Annotated in this window: 15 protein-coding genes; 8 read left to right on the top strand and 7 right to left on the bottom strand. The window is 66.7% G+C overall.

Annotated elements, in window-relative coordinates; translation table 11 throughout:
* Window positions 1–74: 74 nt before the first annotated feature.
* Together Q0897_RS02060 and Q0897_RS02055 are read right to left on the bottom strand one after the other, a co-directional pair.
* On the bottom strand, window positions 75–1,199 hold the full coding sequence (locus Q0897_RS02060) for an NAD(P) transhydrogenase subunit alpha (RefSeq protein ID WP_299307245.1): 1,125 nt from the start codon (window positions 1,197–1,199) through the stop codon (window positions 75–77).
* Between the two features lie 43 nt (window positions 1,200–1,242).
* The gene (locus Q0897_RS02055; protein WP_299307244.1) at window positions 1,243–1,365 is read right to left on the bottom strand and encodes an aa3-type cytochrome c oxidase subunit IV; all 123 of its coding nucleotides are present in this window, start codon (window positions 1,363–1,365) and stop codon (window positions 1,243–1,245) included.
* Window positions 1,366–1,732: 367 nt separating this feature from the next.
* Here Q0897_RS02055 and Q0897_RS02050 point away from each other — a divergent pair, with 367 nt between their 5' ends.
* A complete protein-coding gene (locus Q0897_RS02050; RefSeq protein WP_299307243.1) occupies window positions 1,733–3,145 on the top strand; it encodes a sigma-54 dependent transcriptional regulator in 1,413 nt (470 codons plus the stop codon).
* Window positions 3,146–3,152: 7 nt separating this feature from the next.
* On the opposite strand, the gene Q0897_RS02045 is transcribed toward Q0897_RS02050, so the two are convergent.
* The 4 genes from Q0897_RS02045 to Q0897_RS02030 form a co-directional block, all read right to left on the bottom strand.
* Window positions 3,153–3,698, bottom strand: coding sequence for a DUF1643 domain-containing protein (locus tag Q0897_RS02045; RefSeq protein ID WP_299307242.1), 546 nt, complete (start codon window positions 3,696–3,698; stop codon window positions 3,153–3,155).
* The gene (gene folP / locus Q0897_RS02040; protein WP_299307241.1) at window positions 3,695–4,819 is read right to left on the bottom strand and encodes a dihydropteroate synthase; all 1,125 of its coding nucleotides are present in this window, start codon (window positions 4,817–4,819) and stop codon (window positions 3,695–3,697) included. The genes Q0897_RS02045 and folP overlap by 4 nt, the downstream gene beginning before the upstream one ends.
* An 18-nt stretch (window positions 4,820–4,837) precedes the next feature.
* Entirely contained in the window at window positions 4,838–5,995 is a 1,158-nt protein-coding gene (locus tag Q0897_RS02035; RefSeq protein ID WP_299307240.1) for a site-specific DNA-methyltransferase, read from the bottom strand.
* Between the two features lie 199 nt (window positions 5,996–6,194).
* A complete protein-coding gene (locus tag Q0897_RS02030; RefSeq protein ID WP_299307239.1) occupies window positions 6,195–6,779 on the bottom strand; it encodes a ribonuclease HII in 585 nt (194 codons plus the stop codon).
* Window positions 6,780–6,824: 45 nt separating this feature from the next.
* Here Q0897_RS02030 and Q0897_RS02025 point away from each other — a divergent pair, with 45 nt between their 5' ends.
* The 7 genes from Q0897_RS02025 (at window position 6,825) to Q0897_RS01995 (ending at window position 13,513) form a co-directional block, all read left to right on the top strand.
* Entirely contained in the window at window positions 6,825–8,018 is a 1,194-nt protein-coding gene (locus tag Q0897_RS02025; RefSeq protein WP_299307238.1) for a PQQ-dependent sugar dehydrogenase, read from the top strand.
* 128 nt (window positions 8,019–8,146) lie between these two features.
* Entirely contained in the window at window positions 8,147–8,689 is a 543-nt protein-coding gene (locus Q0897_RS02020; protein WP_299307237.1) for an N-acetyltransferase, read from the top strand.
* A gap of 66 nt (window positions 8,690–8,755) precedes the next feature.
* On the top strand, window positions 8,756–9,316 hold the full coding sequence (locus Q0897_RS02015; protein WP_299307236.1) for a DUF1285 domain-containing protein: 561 nt from the start codon (window positions 8,756–8,758) through the stop codon (window positions 9,314–9,316).
* Complete coding sequence (locus tag Q0897_RS02010) at window positions 9,313–9,912, top strand: CoA pyrophosphatase (RefSeq protein WP_299307235.1); 600 nt, start codon at window positions 9,313–9,315, stop codon at window positions 9,910–9,912. The genes Q0897_RS02015 and Q0897_RS02010 overlap by 4 nt, the downstream gene beginning before the upstream one ends.
* A complete protein-coding gene (locus Q0897_RS02005) occupies window positions 9,909–11,078 on the top strand; it encodes a CCA tRNA nucleotidyltransferase (RefSeq protein ID WP_299307234.1) in 1,170 nt (389 codons plus the stop codon). The genes Q0897_RS02010 and Q0897_RS02005 overlap by 4 nt, the downstream gene beginning before the upstream one ends.
* Window positions 11,079–11,158: 80 nt before the next feature.
* Window positions 11,159–11,833, top strand: coding sequence for a TIGR02281 family clan AA aspartic protease (locus tag Q0897_RS02000; RefSeq protein WP_299307233.1), 675 nt, complete (start codon window positions 11,159–11,161; stop codon window positions 11,831–11,833).
* A gap of 267 nt (window positions 11,834–12,100) precedes the next feature.
* Window positions 12,101–13,513: a DEAD/DEAH box helicase gene (locus Q0897_RS01995; protein ID WP_299307232.1), complete on the top strand. Its 1,413-nt coding sequence runs from the start codon at window positions 12,101–12,103 to the stop codon at window positions 13,511–13,513.
* Between the two features lie 90 nt (window positions 13,514–13,603).
* Here Q0897_RS01995 and parC read toward each other — a convergent pair whose 3' ends face one another.
* Entirely contained in the window at window positions 13,604–15,898 is a 2,295-nt protein-coding gene (gene parC / locus Q0897_RS01990) for a DNA topoisomerase IV subunit A (protein WP_299307231.1), read from the bottom strand.
* Window positions 15,899–15,935: the final 37 nt, after the last annotated feature.

The following is a 15,935-nucleotide window of genomic DNA, read 5'->3' as shown; positions in this document are numbered from 1 at the left end:
GCGACCTGGTCAGGGAGCCCGGATCGGCGGGTGTTGCATTGAACAATCCCATGGCACCCCCCCTTTTTTGTGGCTCAGCTTGACAGGCGTTCGTGAACGACCTTGCCGCCCTGCGTCAGGCGGATGGCGTCGCCGATCTCCTCGTCGAGGACCGGCGCGCCCTTCTCCTCGTCCCAGAAGGCGGACAGGAAATTGTAGAAATTGCGCGCCAGCAGGGCCGATGCATCGGCGGGAAGATGCGCGGGCGTGTTGGCATAGCCGATGATCTTCACGCCGTGGCGTTCCACGGTGGTGTCGGGTACCGATCCCTCGACATTGCCGCCCTGCGCCACGGCGAGGTCGAATATGACGCTGCCGTTCTTCATCGTGGCGATTTGTTCGTCGGTGATCAGCCGCGGCGCCGCGCGTCCGGGGATCAGCGCGGTGGTGATCACGATGTCCTGCCGGGCGATGTGGGAGGAGACGAGCTCGGCCTGCGCGGCCTTGTACTCGTCGCTCATCTCGGTTGCGTAGCCGCCGCTGCCCTCGCCCTCGATCCCTTCGACCTTGTCGACGAAGATCGGCTTCGCACCGAGCGATTCGATCTGTTCGCGCGTCGCGGAGCGCACATCGGTCGCAGAGACCTGCGCGCCCAGACGCTTTGCCGTGGCGATCGCCTGCAATCCGGCGACACCGACGCCCATGACGAAGGCGCGCGCGGCGGGAATCGTGCCCGCCGCCGTCATCATCATGGGAAAGGCGCGCCCGAAATTATCGGCACAGGCCAGCACCGCCTTGTACCCGGCGAGGTTCGACTGGCTGGAGAGGACGTCCATGGATTGCGCGCGGGTGATGCGCGGCATGAATTCCATGGCGAGCACTTCGTATCCCGCCTGCGCCAGCGCATCGACATTGTCGCGGCGGCCGAACGGATCGCAGATCGCGGCGACCATCGCCCCCGGTTTCGCCCCGTCGAGCAGGGCCGGCTCCGGCGCCGCCACGCCCAGCACGATATCGGCGCCGTTCACCGTCCCCGAAAGGTCGCCGACCGTCGCGCCTGCATCGGCGAAATCCGCATCCCTGATCGACGCCGATTGCCCGGCGCCGGCCTCGACCCGCACCGTCGCGCCCAGCTTGGCAAGCTTGCCGACCGTTTCCGGCGTGGCGGCGACGCGGGTTTCGCCCGCGGCCCGTTCCCTCAATATCGCGATGGTCGTCATGTCCGGCAGCCCCTCCCCCTTGAAATGCCGGATTATACTCCGGTCAGGCTATGATCCACACCACGATAGCGGCAAGAACGGCGACTGCAATCGCGCCCCATTTCGCATAGCCGATGAAACCCTCGTAAGTTTCCCTGGCCGCATTGATATCGTTACGCTTCGCCATTTTCGTAAAACCCGTTTCCTGTATCGTAAGCTGCTCTTTCGGAGAGGTCCATCGTCCAGGCACGCCGGCACTTGTCCCCCCATTGCCTGCCTGTATCGCGGCTGTGCGCACCGCACAAGCCTGTGGCCGCGCCCCGGGCCGGGCATTATTATTGCGCGAAATTCGAAAAACCTTTGTCGCACTTATGGAAATCATAACGCTTTGGTATGGTATTAGAGTGCAGGTGGCGGCATGGCATGTCCATCCGGCCTTCGATCCGTGCATTCGCGCCGGAACGAAAAACAAAGGGATTCGCCGATCGGGCGTCAGGTTTCGCGTATGCAGGAGGTCGTCGATGTGGGGTGGGTCGTAACGTTCCGGGGTATGTATGGCGGATGAGCAGAACCGGCATCTCATGCTGGTCGATGACAATGCCGATCGGACGCGGCACATCAGTGCGATGGCGGCGCGCGCGGGATGGCGCACGACGCGTATCGCGAGTGCGACCGCGGCACTCGCCTGCCTGTCGCAGGACGATATCGTGCCGCCCAATGCGCTTCTCGTCGACGATCGCGTCGCGGGCGAGGAAACGTCGCATCTGATCGGCGATGTCCGCAGCCTTCTCCCCGACCTCCCCGTCCTGCTTTTAACCGAGGCGTCGTCATCGCTGCTCGCGGTGCAAGCGATGCGGGCTGGTGCCGTCGATTACCTAGTGAAACCGGTCGGTTCGGAACGGCTGCTCTACGCCCTGGAAAGCAGCCTTCAGGGGCGCCGGCAAAAGGACGAGCTCGCCCCGCTGACGGAAAAGATCGGGCACGATCTCGGCTTCGACATGATGATCGGCTCCGCGCCCGAATTGCGCGCCGCGCTCGCCCGCGCGGCAAAGCTGGCGCGGGGCCACGCCCCGGTCCTCGTGTCGGGAGAGACGGGGACGGGCAAGGAACTGCTCGCCCGCGCGATCCATTCCGCCAGCCCGCGCAGCAAGCAGGCGATCCACGCCGTGCATCTCGCCGGCGTGGCGCCCAGCCACATGGAATCGGCGCTCTACGGCCATGAAAAAGGGGCATTTGCCGGCGCTTTCGAACGCCATGTCGGCCTTCTGGAAAAGGCGGATGGCGCGACCTTGTTCATCGACGACATCGAACGGCTGCACCCCACGCTTCAGGCACGGCTCGCCACCACGATGGAGCGCGGCGACGTCAAGCCGGTCGGCGCGGCGCATGGCTTTCGCGTGGACGTGCGTATCCTCGCCGCCGCCAGCCATCCCGCGCCGCACATGCGCGACACGCGTATCCTCGATAACCGCCTTTGCGACCTGCTCGCCCCGAACGAGGTCAGCCTGCCTCCGCTACGGGAAAGAACGGGCGATATCTCGCCGCTCTGCCGCCATTTCCTGACGCTCATCGGGGAGCAGCCCGGCCTGCGCAAGCTCAGCATCTCGGACGAGGCGCTGGCCCTGCTCGAAGGATATGACTGGCCCGGCAACCTTCGGCAGCTGCAGGCCGTATTGTTCCGCGCGGTGGTATTCTGCGACGTGGAGACGCTCTCGCCCGGCGATTTTCCGCAATTGCTCGACATCGTCGGCGACCATACTCCCAGCGCCGCACCGCAGGCCGCGGGCATCACGCTATTCGGAAGCGATGGCCACATTCGCTCGCTTCAGGATATCGAATCGGACGTGATCCGGCTTGCCATCGGCCATTATCGCGGCCGGATGAGCGAGGTCGCGCGGCGGCTCGGTATCGGGCGGTCGACGCTTTATCGCAAGCTCGCCGAACTTGGCATCGACAGCGCGACGTGACGGCGCGCTACCATTCGCGCATCGCCACATCGCGCGGGAGGTAGAGCGGGTGGCGCGGGTGGCCGTGTTTCGTGAGGCCGAAATGATGCAGCGCCCCGCCCTGCTCCCGGCAAAGCGCAAGCACCGCGTCCCCGCGCCCGCGATGGGCGCCGTGCACGCCCCACGCCGCCACGGTCCGATCCGCAAGCGATAGCGCAAGCCGGGCCGCATCGTCGTTATGACGCCCCACCGGCCCACGCCGCCGTTTCAGCTTTGCCGGATCGGTCTCGCGCAGCGCGAACAGGTTCCACACCAGCAATGCCGCGCCCGCATCGCGCGCCCGGTTGTGACAGCGCGCGATGGTCGGATCGTTGCTGAGGTGATCGGCTTTCGACGGGTTCAACATCGCGATCGCGTAGAATGGCGCATCGCCATGCGCATCGCGCCACAGGAGATAGCGATAGCGGCCGCATCGGCTGAATACCGCGCCATGCCCGCTCTGCGAATCGTGCCGGAAATCGAGCATCGCGTCGCCGGCCCAGTGGCGGATGCGCGCAATTCGGCCCAGGTTCATTCCGCGAGACGGGCAAAATCGGTGAGCGCCGCATCGCGCAGGCCGCGCCACACCCGCATCGCCTGCACCGTTTCGGCGGCGTCGTGCACGCGCAGGAGCGCCATGCCCGCATCCATCCCCTTCAACGCGACGGCGAGCGAGCCCGGCATGCGCTCCGGCGCGGGCACCTCCTTCGCCAGCGCGCCGATGAACCGCTTGCGACTGGCGCCCAGCAAAAGCGGCTGTCCCAGCGCATGGAACAGCGGCAACGCATTGATGAGCGCGAGGTTTTCGGACAGCGTCTTGCCAAACCCGATACCGGGGTCGAGCACGATGCGCTCCCGCGCGATCCCCGCCGCAATCATCGCATCGCGCCGCGCGGCCAGCCAGTCGAACACGTCCAGAACCACATCGCCATAGGCGGCATCGCCATGCAGATCGCCGCCCTTTCCGGGCGCGTGCATCGCGACGACCGGCACATGTGCCTGCGCCACGATGTCCATCGCGCGCGGGTCGTGGCGAAGCGCGGACACGTCGTTGATGATGCCGGCCCCGGCCGCGATCGCCTCGGCCATGACCGTGCCGTTGCGCGTGTCGACCGACACCGCTGCCCCCCCGCGCGCCAGCCGTTCGATCACCGGGATCGCGCGGCGCAGTTCCTCGCCCTCGTGCACCGGGTCCGCGTTAGGGCGGGTCGATTCGCCGCCGACGTCGATGATCGCGGCCCCCGCCTCCAGCATGGCGGCACCGTGGTCCACCGCCGCATCGGTACCCGCGGCAAGGCGCCCCCCGTCCGAAAAACTGTCCGGCGTGATGTTGAGGATGCCCATCACCTGCGGCTGGTCGAGGCGGATCGTCCGCGCCCCGCCCGGCGTCGCGAGGGTAAGCGCCGGATGGGCCATGCGCAGATTCGCCCATTGCCGCTCCGCCTCTGCACCCAGATCGTCAGGCAGGCGCGCGATGGCCGACGCCATGTCCGGCGCGGCCACGATGTCGCGTGCCATGATGGCTCCGTCCGCCCCGCGGCGGATCAGCGCGAATTCGCGGGCATAGACCATGGATCCGGCAAGCCGCACCGCATCCCCGCCAACCGCCTGCGGCGCGTCGACGAAGCTGATCGGGCTAAGATAAAGCTTTTCCATCGCCCGCATGTAGCGAGGTCAGTCCTCCGTCGCCAGACGATAGAGATTGCGCGCCGCATCGATGGGGGTCAGCCCATCCGCCCCATCCGTGTGCCAGAAGGTCCAGCCATTGCACGACGGCGCGCCCTGCATCTCGGCACCCAGCGAATGGATCGAGCCGGTCGCGCCCTTCGCCGACGCGCCCTCGGCCACGAGCGAGCCATCGGCGCGCACCACTGCGCGATACTGCCGCTTCTTATCCGTCAGCACGGTGCCCGGCGCGATATAGCCATTTTCGATGAGCGCGCCGAACGCCACGCGCGGTGCGCTGCGCTTCGACTGCATCGTCTTCAACGCGCTTTCGTCGAGCGGGAGCGCCATCTCGATCCGCTCCATCGCCGCGCCGCGATAGCGGTCCTCCCGCTCGCACCCGATCCATTCGCGGCCCAGCCGTTTCGCCACGGCGCCGGTCGTCCCGGTTCCGAAAAACGGGTCCAGCACGACATCGCCGGGGTTCGTCGTCGCCAGCATCACGCGGTAGAGCAGCGCTTCCGGCTTTTGCGTCGGATGCACCTTCGCCCCATCCTGCTTCAACCGTTCGCCGCCTGAACAGATCGGCAGGACCCAGTCGGACCGCATCTGCAATTCATCGTTCAACGTCTTCATCGCGCGATAGTTGAAGGTATATTTCGCCTTCTCCCCCATCGACGCCCAGATCAGCGTTTCATGCGCATTGGTGAAACGCGTGCCCTTGAAATTGGGCATCGGGTTCGATTTGCGCCACACCACGTCGTTCAGGATCCAGAACCCCGCATCCTGCAACGCGGCACCGACACGAAAGATGTTGTGATAGCTGCCGATGACCCAGAGCGAGCCATTCGGCTTCAGGATACGGCGCGCCTCGGCCAGCCAGTCGTGCGTGAAACGGTCATAAGTCGCAAAGCTGGCGAACTTGTCCCAATCGTCGGTGACTGCGTCGACCGCGCTGCCGTCCGGCCGGGCGAGATCGCCGCCGAGCTGCAGATTATAGGGCGGGTCGGCGAACACCATGTCGATGCTGTTGTCCGGAATGGTGCGCATCGCGGCGATGCAATCCCCGTCCAGGATGCGGCCAAGCGGCAGGCGCGCACGCAGCTCCTGTGCCGCTTCGCGAGTCGTCGGCGCGGCCTTCGCGCGCGTTTTGAGCATGGTTGCCATCGGTCGTTTTCCCCTGTGGACAACCGTGATGAATCCATAGCGACTCGCCGTCAAGCGCCGATTTTTCAGCCCGTTCATCATCGTGCGACCCGGCCGGGCGCATGTCAGGGCGCCGCCACATGATATGGAGTCCCGCCCGCGTCCATGGACTCGACATGTTGCGGTGTGGCGCGAAAGACTCAGCAGCGCGCGCGAAGGATCAACCGAACAGATCCGCCTGCGCAACAGGGGCGAAGCTGCGCCGGTGCAGCGGGGTCGGGCCATGACGGCGCAGCGCCTCCAGATGGTCCTTCGTCCCGTATCCCATGTTCCGGTCCCAGCCATATTGCGGGTGACGCAGCGCCGCATCGCGCATCATGCGGTCGCGATGTTCCTTGGCCACGATGCTCGCGGCGGAAATGCACGGCTCCTTCGCATCGCCCTTCACGATGGCGCGGGCGTTCCACCGCCATTCGGGGCGCCGGCCTGCGGGCGTCAGATTGCCGTCGACAAGCACCTCGACAGGATCGCAGCCGATCTTCGCGCATAATTGTTCCACCGCGACACTCATCGCGAGCATCGTCGCGCCGAAGATGTTGAGCCGGTCGATCTCGCCCACCTCGACCACGCCGACGCCAAAGACGCAGCGGCGGCGGATGGCCTCGTCCAGCCGTTCGCGTGCCGTGCGCGACAACACTTTCGAATCGCCGAGGCCCGGCGGGCGCGGCTTGCACAGCAGCACCGCCGCCGCGACCACCGGCCCGGCGAGCGGCCCGCGTCCCGCCTCGTCCACGCCCACAATCATGCGCGGCGGCGGAACCTTTGGCCCCGCACCCGAATTCTTGTGTTCATGATCATTCCGCGCCCGCTTTCCATCACCGTCCCCCTTTCGCTCGTCGGCGTCGTCGTTGCAAGCTGTGCGCCCGCGCCGCAGGGCAATGCCTCCGAATCGCGCGAAGCATCCGGGGCCGCTGCGCCCTCTTCCGAAACGGACGGTTTTCCCGGGTTTACCCTCGCCGAAATGGGGACGTTCGACGAACCCTGGGCGCTCGCGTTCGAGCCGGGCACGGGCCGTCTTTTCATCACCGAGAAAAAGGGCAACATCCGCATCCGCGAACCCAATGGCGCCATGGGCAGCGTCACCGGCGTGCCCCGTGTCGATTACGGCGGTCAGGGCGGCCTCGGCGATTTCGTGTTCGGCCCCGATTATGCGCGCACCGGGCAGGTTTATCTGAGCTGGGTCGAGGCGGGCGACGGCGACACGCGCGGCGCGGTCGTGGGGCGCGCGCGGCTGATCTGCGAGGAAAGCGGCACGAACTGCACGCTCGACGGGCTCGAAACGATCTGGCGGCAGACACCCAAGGTTACGGGCCGCGGCCATTATTCGCATCGCATCGCCTTTTCGCCGGACGGGCAATATCTCTTCATCACCAGCGGCGACCGGCAGAAGAAGGAGCCTGCACAGGATCTTTCGAACACGCTCGGCACCATTGTCCGCCTGCTCCCCGACGGCACGCCGGCGCCCGGCAATCCGTTCGCGGATCGCGGCGGCGTTGCGGCACAGATCTGGTCCTATGGCCATCGCAACATGCTCGGCATCGACTTCGATCCGGAGGGGCGTCTCTGGGTGCTCGAACACGGGCCGAAGGGCGGTGATGAGCTGAATCTCGTGCAGAAGGGCGGCAATTATGGCTGGCCGGTGGTGTCGAACGGTGTGAATTACGACGGCACGCCCATTCCCGACAACGATACGCGCCCGCAATTCATCACGCCGCGCATCGGATGGACCCCGGTGATCGCGCCGGGCAATTTCATCTTCTATACCGGCGACATGTTCCCGGCGTTGCAGGGGCAGGCCATCATCGCAGGGTTGAAGACGAAGGCCATCATCCGCGTCGGTTTCGAGGGGACCACGCCGACCGAACTCGCCCGCCACCCGATGGAACGCCGCATCCGCGAAGTGGCGCAGGGGCCGGACGGCGCCATATGGGCGGTGGAGGACGAGGGCGACGCGCGGCTCTGGCGCCTGACGCCGGCGGAGTGACGGCACGCGACCGGCTTGCCCGCGCCTGACTTCACGGCGGGCCGCGAACCGCGGGGATAGCGTTTCTATCGCCCCCTTGCGCTTTTTCGCAATCGACAGCGTGCGTTTCGCGCCCTATCGGCGCGCGCATGTCCACCATCATTCCCCTTGCCAATGTCGATCCCGCCATGGTCGAACAATTGCTGGACCGCGCATTCGAGCCGGAGCGGCACCGCCGCACCGCCTATGTCGTGCGCGAGGGGATGGACTGGCTGCCGGCGCTGTCCTTTGCCGCACTCGATGACGAGGACATGCTGTGCGGCACGATACAGTGCTGGCCGGTCGCGCTCAACACGCCGGAGGGGCGCGCCGTGCCGCTCGTCATGGTGGGGCCGGTCGCCGTGCTGCCCGCGATGCAGAACGAGGGTTTCGGCAAGATGCTGATGCTCTCCGCGCTGCAGGCGCTGCGCGACGTATCGGGGCCGCAGGGCGCATTGCCGCAGGTGCTCATCGGCGATCCCGAATATTACGGGCGCTTCTTCGGCTTTACCGCGGCGCATACCGGCGGCTGGGTGCTTCCGGGGGAGTGGGAGCCGGCGCGGCTGCTGTGCCGCGCGGACAACCCGGCGGTCCTTCCGGAAAAGGGCGTGCTCGGCCCGTGGGGCGGCGCCGCCCGCGCCGCCGCCGGATAGTATCGCCGCAATAAAAGCGGGCACGCAGGTCTTGGCGTTTGCGCGCGCCGGTGCCAGATAGGATCCGTGCCCTACGAACCGAACCCCGACCTCGCCTCCATGTCCCTTGCCGAGGTGGCCGACGCCGTCGCGGCGCGCAAGCTGCCCCCGGTGTCGAGCTGGAACCCCGAAAACACCGGCGACAGCGAGATGCGCATCGCCGCCGACGGCACCTGGTATCACCAGGGCTCGAAAATCAAGCGCCAGGCCATGGTCCGCGCGTTTTCCAGCCTGCTGCGCCGCGAAGGGGACACGTACTGGCTCGTCGTGCCGTATCAGAAATTGTCGATCGCGGTGGAGGATGCGCCCTTCGTCGCCGTCGACGTGACGCGGCATGAGGAGGACGGCGCCCCCGTGCTCGCCTTTCGCAGCAATACCGACGATCTGGTGACGGCCGATGCCGATCACCCGATCCTCGCGCGGGGCGATCCGGACACGCCCGCGCTCTATGTCGAGATGCGCGACGGCCTGCTCGCCCGGCTCGACCGGTCGACCTATGCGCAACTGGCCGAGATCGCCATCGCGCGCGGCGGCGAACCGCTGGCCGTGGAAAGCAGGGGTGCGGTGTTCCCGCTGACCCCGGAATGAGCACGATCCGCGAACGGCTGATCGCCATGCACCGCCGCGGCCATGCCCGGCCGCTGACCGATCTTCGCGACGATGCCGATTTCATGGATGACAATACGGCGCGCCCCGCCGCCGTGCTCATCGCGGTGACGGAGCGGGCGGACGAACCCGGCGTCCTGCTCATCGAACGGCCGGCGAAGATGCGCACCCATGCCGGGCAGGTCGCCTTTCCCGGCGGCGGCATCGACGCGGGCGAAACGGCGGAGCAGGCCGCGCTTCGCGAAGCACACGAGGAAATCGCCCTCGCGCCCAGCCGTGTCCACGTCATCGGCCGCACCGATGGATATCGCACCGGAACGGGCTATGCCATCACGCCCGTGCTCGCCACCGTGCCGCCCGATCTTCCGCTGCGCGCCAATCCGGCCGAGGTCGACGAATGGTTCGAGGTACCGCTGTCCTTCGCACTGGACCCTGCGAACCATGTCGCGCGCAGCACCACGTGGAAGGGGACGAAGCGCCATTTCATCGAAATGCACTGGGACGGGCACAGGATCTGGGGCGTGACCGCGGCGATACTCGACAATCTGTCCCGGCGCCTGCGCTGGACCGGGCGGTGACGCTCCCCGCCCTGCCCTGGACGCGGTGGGACGGCCTGCGCGCGCTCGTCGATGCGCTCGGCGCCGAGGAGTGCCGCTATGTGGGCGGCTGCGTGCGCGATGCGTTGCTGAACGTCGCGGCGCAGGATATCGACATCGCCACCCGCCATGCCCCGGATGCGGTGATGCGCACGCTGAACAATGCGGGCATTCGGACGATTCCGACCGGGCTCGATCATGGGACGGTGACCGCCCTCCTCCCCGAAGCATCGGTGGAGATCACGACGCTGCGCCGCGACGTCGCGACCGACGGGCGCCATGCCACGATCGCCTTCACCGACGATTGGCGGGAGGATGCGGCGCGGCGCGATTTCACGATCAACGCGCTCTATGCCCATCCCGGAACGCTAGCCATCGACGATTATTTCGGCGGGCTGGACGATTTGAAGGCTGGGATTGTGCGTTTTATCGGCGATGCGCGCACCCGGATCGCGGAGGATCACTTGCGGATCCTGCGCTATTTCCGGTTCGAGGCGCGTTTCGGCAACGGCGCGCCCGATGCCGAGGCGGTCGCGGCATGCCGGGATTGTGCACCGACCTTGATGGGGCTTTCGCGCGAACGGATCGGGCAGGAACTGCGCCGGTTGCTCGCGCTGCCGCGGCCTGCCGAAACGGTGCGGCGCATGGCCGACCTTGGCGTGCTGCGCGTGATCCTGCCCGAAAGCGGGACGGATGAACGCGACACGCTGAGCCGGCTGATCGAGGCGGAGGACGCGGCGGGTATCGCGCCCGATGCGATGCGCCGGCTTGCCGCCCTGCTGCCGCCGCGGCGCGATGTCGCGGCACAGGTCGCGGCGCGGCTGCGCCTTTCCAATGCGCAGAAGAAACGGCTCATCAGCGCGGCGGAGCGGGAGGCCGGCGATGCCGCCAATCCGCGTGGCCTGCTGTTCCGGCTGGGACGCGAACGGGCGGAGGATCGGCTCTTGCTGCTCGGCGCATCGGTTCGGCCTATCGCGGGATGGGAACCGCCCGCCTTTGCGATCGACGGGCGCGCCGTGATGGCGGCAGGCGTGGAGAAAGGACCCGCGATCGCGGCGATCCTGCACCGGGTTCAGGCCCGATGGATCGACGAAGGGTTTCCCGGCCCCGACCGCACCCATGCCATCCTGCGCGAAGAGGTCGGATGACTTCGCGTCCCGCCCTGGTCGGACCGCCCCTGATCGGCCCGGTCAGCATCGGTAAAGCACGAGGGAGGTAAGACCGGGCCATGGATCTTTCCTTCATCCCGTTCGACGCGCTCCCCTTCGGCGACGTGCTCGAGGCGCAGCCGCTGCTGGCGCTCGCGCTGTTTGCCTTGCTCGTGTCGATCATCGGCTCGATGGTCGCGCGGGTGGCCCCTGCGCCCGGCGCCGCGCTGCGCTCGCTCGGCAGCGTGGGGCTGGCCGGCGTGCTGATCCTCACCGTCATCGACGTGGCGCGAATGAACCCGGATGTCGATTTCGCCCTCCCGCAACTGGGCATGCCGAAGCAGGTGGTCGAAGGCGACGAAACGCGCGTGCCGCTGGGCCGGGACGGGCATTACTGGGTCGAGGCGACGATCAACGGCCATCCCGAACGGTTTCTGATCGACACGGGCGCCTCGCTCACTGCCATCGCGCCCGAAACCGCGCAGGCCGGCGGGATCGAGCGAGAGGCGCTGCGCGGGACGATCGCGCTGCGCACCGCCAATGGCGCGGCGCCGGGGCAGATGGCGTCGATTGCGGAGCTGCGCGCGGGCAATATCGTGGCCCGCGATCTTGAGGTGGTGGTCGCGCCGTCGATGGGCGGGATGAACGTGCTGGGCATGAATTTCCTGTCCCGGCTCGAAGGATGGCGGGTGGAGGACGGGACGCTGATCCTCACCCCTGCCCCGGCGCAGGAAACGGACGCCGACGAAATATAATTAGGATCGCGCGAAATAAGGTTTGCATCTGCCGAACGATGCGCCTATCTGGCCCGATGTGACAGCGCGGGATCACCCGCGGCATCGGATGCAAGCGTGAACGCTGCCGGGACAAATCGGCAGATGTCCGCACCCGATTTACGGTTCGCACCGCAAAGCTTCCCCATTCACGCTAGGGTCGCGATTTTGACCCCGCGCATTTCGCGCGCCGCTGCGCTTTGCAATTGCGCCCGGCGGCGGGAATGCGCCTGTATACGAGTGACCATCATGTCCTATTTCAAAGAACTCGGCCTTGCCGAACCCATCCTGCGCGCGCTTTCGGCCAAGGGCTACGAAGAGCCGACCCCGATTCAGCGCAAATCCATCCCCTCGCTCATGGAAGGGCGCGACCTGCTCGGCATTGCGCAGACCGGCACCGGCAAGACGGCGGCGTTTGCGCTGCCCTCGCTGCACCGCCTGGCGCATAGCGGCGGTTCCCCCAAGCCGGCCTCGTGCCGCATGCTCGTCCTGTCGCCGACGCGCGAACTGGCCGCGCAGATCGCCGACAACATGGGCTACTATGCGAAGAACCTCGATCTTTCGATCCAGTGCATCTTTGGCGGCGTTCCCGCGAACAAGCAGGCGCGCAAGCTGACCCATGGCACCGACGTGCTCGTCGCGACGCCGGGCCGCCTGCTCGACCTCATCGATCAGCGTGCGCTGACCCTGCGCGATGTCGAAATCTTCGTGCTCGACGAGGCGGACCAAATGATGGATCTCGGCTTCATCAAGCCGCTGACCCGCATTGCCGCGATGCTACCCGAAAAGCGGCAGTCGCTGTTCTTCTCCGCGACCATGCCGCAAGCGATCCAGCAGCTCGGCAAGCGGTTCATCACCAATCCGGTGAAGGTCGAGATCGCGCCGCAATCCACCACCGCGGAACGGGTCGAGCAATATGCGACCTTCGTGAACCAGGCGGAAAAGCAGGCGCTGCTCACGCTTTCGCTCAAGGCCGGGCTCGACAAGGGCGAGATCGAACGCTGCCTCGTCTTTACCCGCACGAAGCACGGCGCGGACAAGGTGGTGCGCCATCTCGCCGCCGCCGGCATCGTCGCCGCCGCTATCCACGGCAACAAGTCGCAGGCGCAGCGCACCCGCGCATTGGACGGGTTCCGCGAAGGCCGCGTACCGGTGCTGGTCGCGACGGATATTGCCGCGCGCGGGATCGACGTGACGGGCGTCAGCCATGTCTTCAACTTCGAAATTCCGAACGTAGCCGAACAATATGTGCACCGCATCGGCCGCACCGCGCGTGCCGGGGCCGATGGCGTGGCCATCAGCTATGTCGCGCCGGATGAGAAACCCTATATCCGCGATATCGAGAAGCTGACGCGGGTGAAGCTCACCCCCATGCCGCTGCCCGATGATTTCACGCTGCAGGCCGCAACCCTGCCCAAGCCGAGCCGCGCACCCGCGGGTGCCGAGCGCGCGCCGCAGGGCGAACGTCGCGGCAATGGCGGCGGCGGCGGGCGTGGCCGCGGCAACGGCGGCGGTGGACGCGGTCGCGGCAATGGCGGCGGCGGGCGTGGCCCCAAGCCCGAAGGCCAGCGCCAGGGCGGCGAGCGCCGCGAAGGCGCCGAGGGGCAGCGCAACCGCCGTCCCCGCGGGCCGAAGCCTGCACGGGCCGGTGGATCGAACTGATCCCGTCCGGTTTACGGATCACGAAAACGACGGCGCGGGGCTTCGGCTTCCGCGCCGTTTTTCATGCGCCGTGTTCAGAAGCGATTGCGTTCAAAAGCGATTGTCGCGGGGGAAACCGGTCGGCGGGAGGCGTCCGGCCGCGCCGCGCGCGACTTTCCATTGCCACATGTCCTTTTCGGTGCGGGTGCGCCCGGTTTCCCCGCCCATGGTCCAGCTCAGCCCCTCCTCCAGCGTGAGCGTCGTCGCATCGGACAGGCCGCCATCGCGGTACCGTTGCAGCTGCACCCCCTGCCCGCGCGTCATCACCGGCAATTCTTCGAGGTTGAAGATGACGAGCTTGCGATTGTCGCCCACCACCGCGACATGGTCGTGCTCCGGCGCGATGGCATGGACGACGCGCAGAGTGCTGCCCTTCTTCAGATTCACGACCTGGCGGCCCTTGCGCGTTTCGGCGAGCAATTCGTCCATTTCCGCTGCGAAGCCGCGCCCGTTGTCGGCGGCGAGCAGCAATTGCCCCTTCGGCCGGTAGATGTGGACGCCGACGATCGCGACCTCCGGGTCGATGTCGACCATCGAGCGCACAGGCTCGCCAAAACCGCGGCCGCCGGGCAATCCGTCGCATCCCATGGTATAGAACCGGCCATTGTCACAGGCGATGAGCACCTTGTCCGTCGTCTGCGCATGCATGGCGAAGGCGGGGCCGTCGCCTTCCTTGAACTTGAATTCGCCGGCAAGATCGACATGCCCCTTCATCCCGCGGATCCAGCCGCGCTGTGACAGGATGACGGTGACCGGTTCCTTCTCGATCATGGCGTCCATGCTGAATTCGACGGTGGGTTCCGCCTCGGCAATGGTCGTGCGGCGCGCGCCGAGCGGCGTATCCTCGGCATATTCCTTGCGCAGCGCCTTCAGGTCGCGCTTGATTCGGGTGCGTTGGCGGGCCGGGCTTTCGATGAGCTGCTCCAGCTCGCCACGTTCGGCGAGAAGGGCATCGCGCTCGCGGCGAAGCTCCATCTCCTCCAGCTTGCGCAGGCTGCGCAGCCGCATGTTGAGGATCGCCTCGGCCTGCCGGTCGGTCAGCTCGAACTCCGCCATCATGATCGGTTTCGGCTCGTCCTCGGTACGAATGATCTCGATCACCCGGTCGAGGTTGAGGAAGGCGGCGATATACCCTTCGACCAGCTCCAGCCGCGCCGCGATCTTGTCCAGCCGGTGACGGCTGCGGCGCAGGAGAATGTCGATCTGCGCCGCGATCCAGTGGCGCAGCACCTCGCCCAGTCCCATCACGACCGGCGTGCGCGTCGCGTCCAGCACGTTGAGATTGAGCGAGAACCGGCTCTCCAGATCGGTCAGCTTGTAGATGCTTTCCTTGAGCAGTTCCGGGTCGACCTTGCGGCTCTTGGGTTCGAGCACGATGCGGATCGTCTCGTCGCTTTCGTCGCGCACGTCTTCGAGGATCGGCAATTTGCGGTCGGCGATCAGATTGGCGATCTGCTCGATCAGCTTGCCCTTCTGCACCTGATACGGGATTTCGGAAATGACGAGCTGCCACTGCCCGCCGCCGAGCCGTTCGATACCGGCATCGCGGTCGGCCTCGTTCGCGGCCTCCGCCGCATGGAACCGGCCCCGCATTCGGAATGAACCGCGCCCGGTTTCATACGCATGGGAAATCGCCTCCGCGCTGTCCACGACCAGCCCGCCGGTCGCGAAATCGGGGCCGCGGAACACCTCCATCAACTCGCCATGTTCGGCGCGCGGGTTGTCGATCAGCTTCAGCGTCGCGTCGATCACCTCCGCGACATTGTGGCTGGGGATGGAGGTCGCCATGCCGACGGCGATCCCGCTCGCCCCATTGGCAAGCAGGTTGGGGAAGATGCCCGGGAAGATCTCCGGCTCCTGCTCCTCCCCGTTATAGGTCGGGATGAAATCGACCGTGCCCTCGTCCAGCCCGGCCATCAACAGCATCGCCGTCCGCGTCAGCCGCGCCTCGGTATAGCGATAGGCCGCGGCATTATCGCCGTCGATATTACCGAAATTCCCCTGCCCCTCGACCAGCGGGTAGCGCAGCGCAAAATCCTGCGCCAGGCGCACCATCGCGTCATAGACCGACGCATCGCCGTGGGGGTGATACTTGCCGATGACGTCGCCGACCACGCGGGCGGATTTCTTGAACGCCTGCCCCGGATCGAGCCGCAATTGCCGCATCGCCCACAACAGCCGGCGGTGCACAGGCTTCAGCCCGTCGCGCAGATCGGGCAGCGACCGCGCCGTGATCGTGGACAGCGCATAGACGAGATAACGCTCCGACAAGGCGGCGTCGAAAGGGGCGTCGATCAGGCGATCGAACGGATCGGGCTCGGTTTTTTCTGTCGTATCGCTGGGCATCGCACGAACCGGCTTAGCAGCACGACGGGCCGAGGCA

It is taken from the genome of uncultured Croceicoccus sp. (assembly GCF_947496385.1).
Taxonomy (GTDB): Bacteria; Pseudomonadota; Alphaproteobacteria; order Sphingomonadales; family Sphingomonadaceae; genus Croceicoccus.
This window is presented reverse-complemented; position numbering and strand designations above follow the sequence as displayed.

Excerpts from the sequence above, each read along its gene's own strand:
- Q0897_RS02060 (WP_299307245.1), bottom strand. The coding sequence starts at position 1,199 with ATGACGACCATCGCGATATTGAGGGAACGGGCCGCGGGCGAAACCCGC.
- Q0897_RS02055 (WP_299307244.1), bottom strand. The coding sequence starts at position 1,365 with ATGGCGAAGCGTAACGATATCAATGCGGCCAGGGAAACTTACGAGGGT.
- Q0897_RS02050 (WP_299307243.1), top strand. The coding sequence starts at position 1,733 with ATGGCGGATGAGCAGAACCGGCATCTCATGCTGGTCGATGACAATGCC.
- Q0897_RS02045 (WP_299307242.1), bottom strand. The coding sequence starts at position 3,698 with ATGAACCTGGGCCGAATTGCGCGCATCCGCCACTGGGCCGGCGACGCG.
- folP (WP_299307241.1), bottom strand. The coding sequence starts at position 4,819 with ATGGAAAAGCTTTATCTTAGCCCGATCAGCTTCGTCGACGCGCCGCAG.
- Q0897_RS02035 (WP_299307240.1), bottom strand. The coding sequence starts at position 5,995 with ATGGCAACCATGCTCAAAACGCGCGCGAAGGCCGCGCCGACGACTCGC.
- Q0897_RS02030 (WP_299307239.1), bottom strand. The coding sequence starts at position 6,779 with ATGATTGTGGGCGTGGACGAGGCGGGACGCGGGCCGCTCGCCGGGCCG.
- Q0897_RS02025 (WP_299307238.1), top strand. The coding sequence starts at position 6,825 with ATGATCATTCCGCGCCCGCTTTCCATCACCGTCCCCCTTTCGCTCGTC.
- Q0897_RS02020 (WP_299307237.1), top strand. The coding sequence starts at position 8,147 with ATGTCCACCATCATTCCCCTTGCCAATGTCGATCCCGCCATGGTCGAA.
- Q0897_RS02010 (WP_299307235.1), top strand. The coding sequence starts at position 9,313 with ATGAGCACGATCCGCGAACGGCTGATCGCCATGCACCGCCGCGGCCAT.
- Q0897_RS02000 (WP_299307233.1), top strand. The coding sequence starts at position 11,159 with ATGGATCTTTCCTTCATCCCGTTCGACGCGCTCCCCTTCGGCGACGTG.
- Q0897_RS01995 (WP_299307232.1), top strand. The coding sequence starts at position 12,101 with ATGTCCTATTTCAAAGAACTCGGCCTTGCCGAACCCATCCTGCGCGCG.
- parC (WP_299307231.1), bottom strand. The coding sequence starts at position 15,898 with ATGCCCAGCGATACGACAGAAAAAACCGAGCCCGATCCGTTCGATCGC.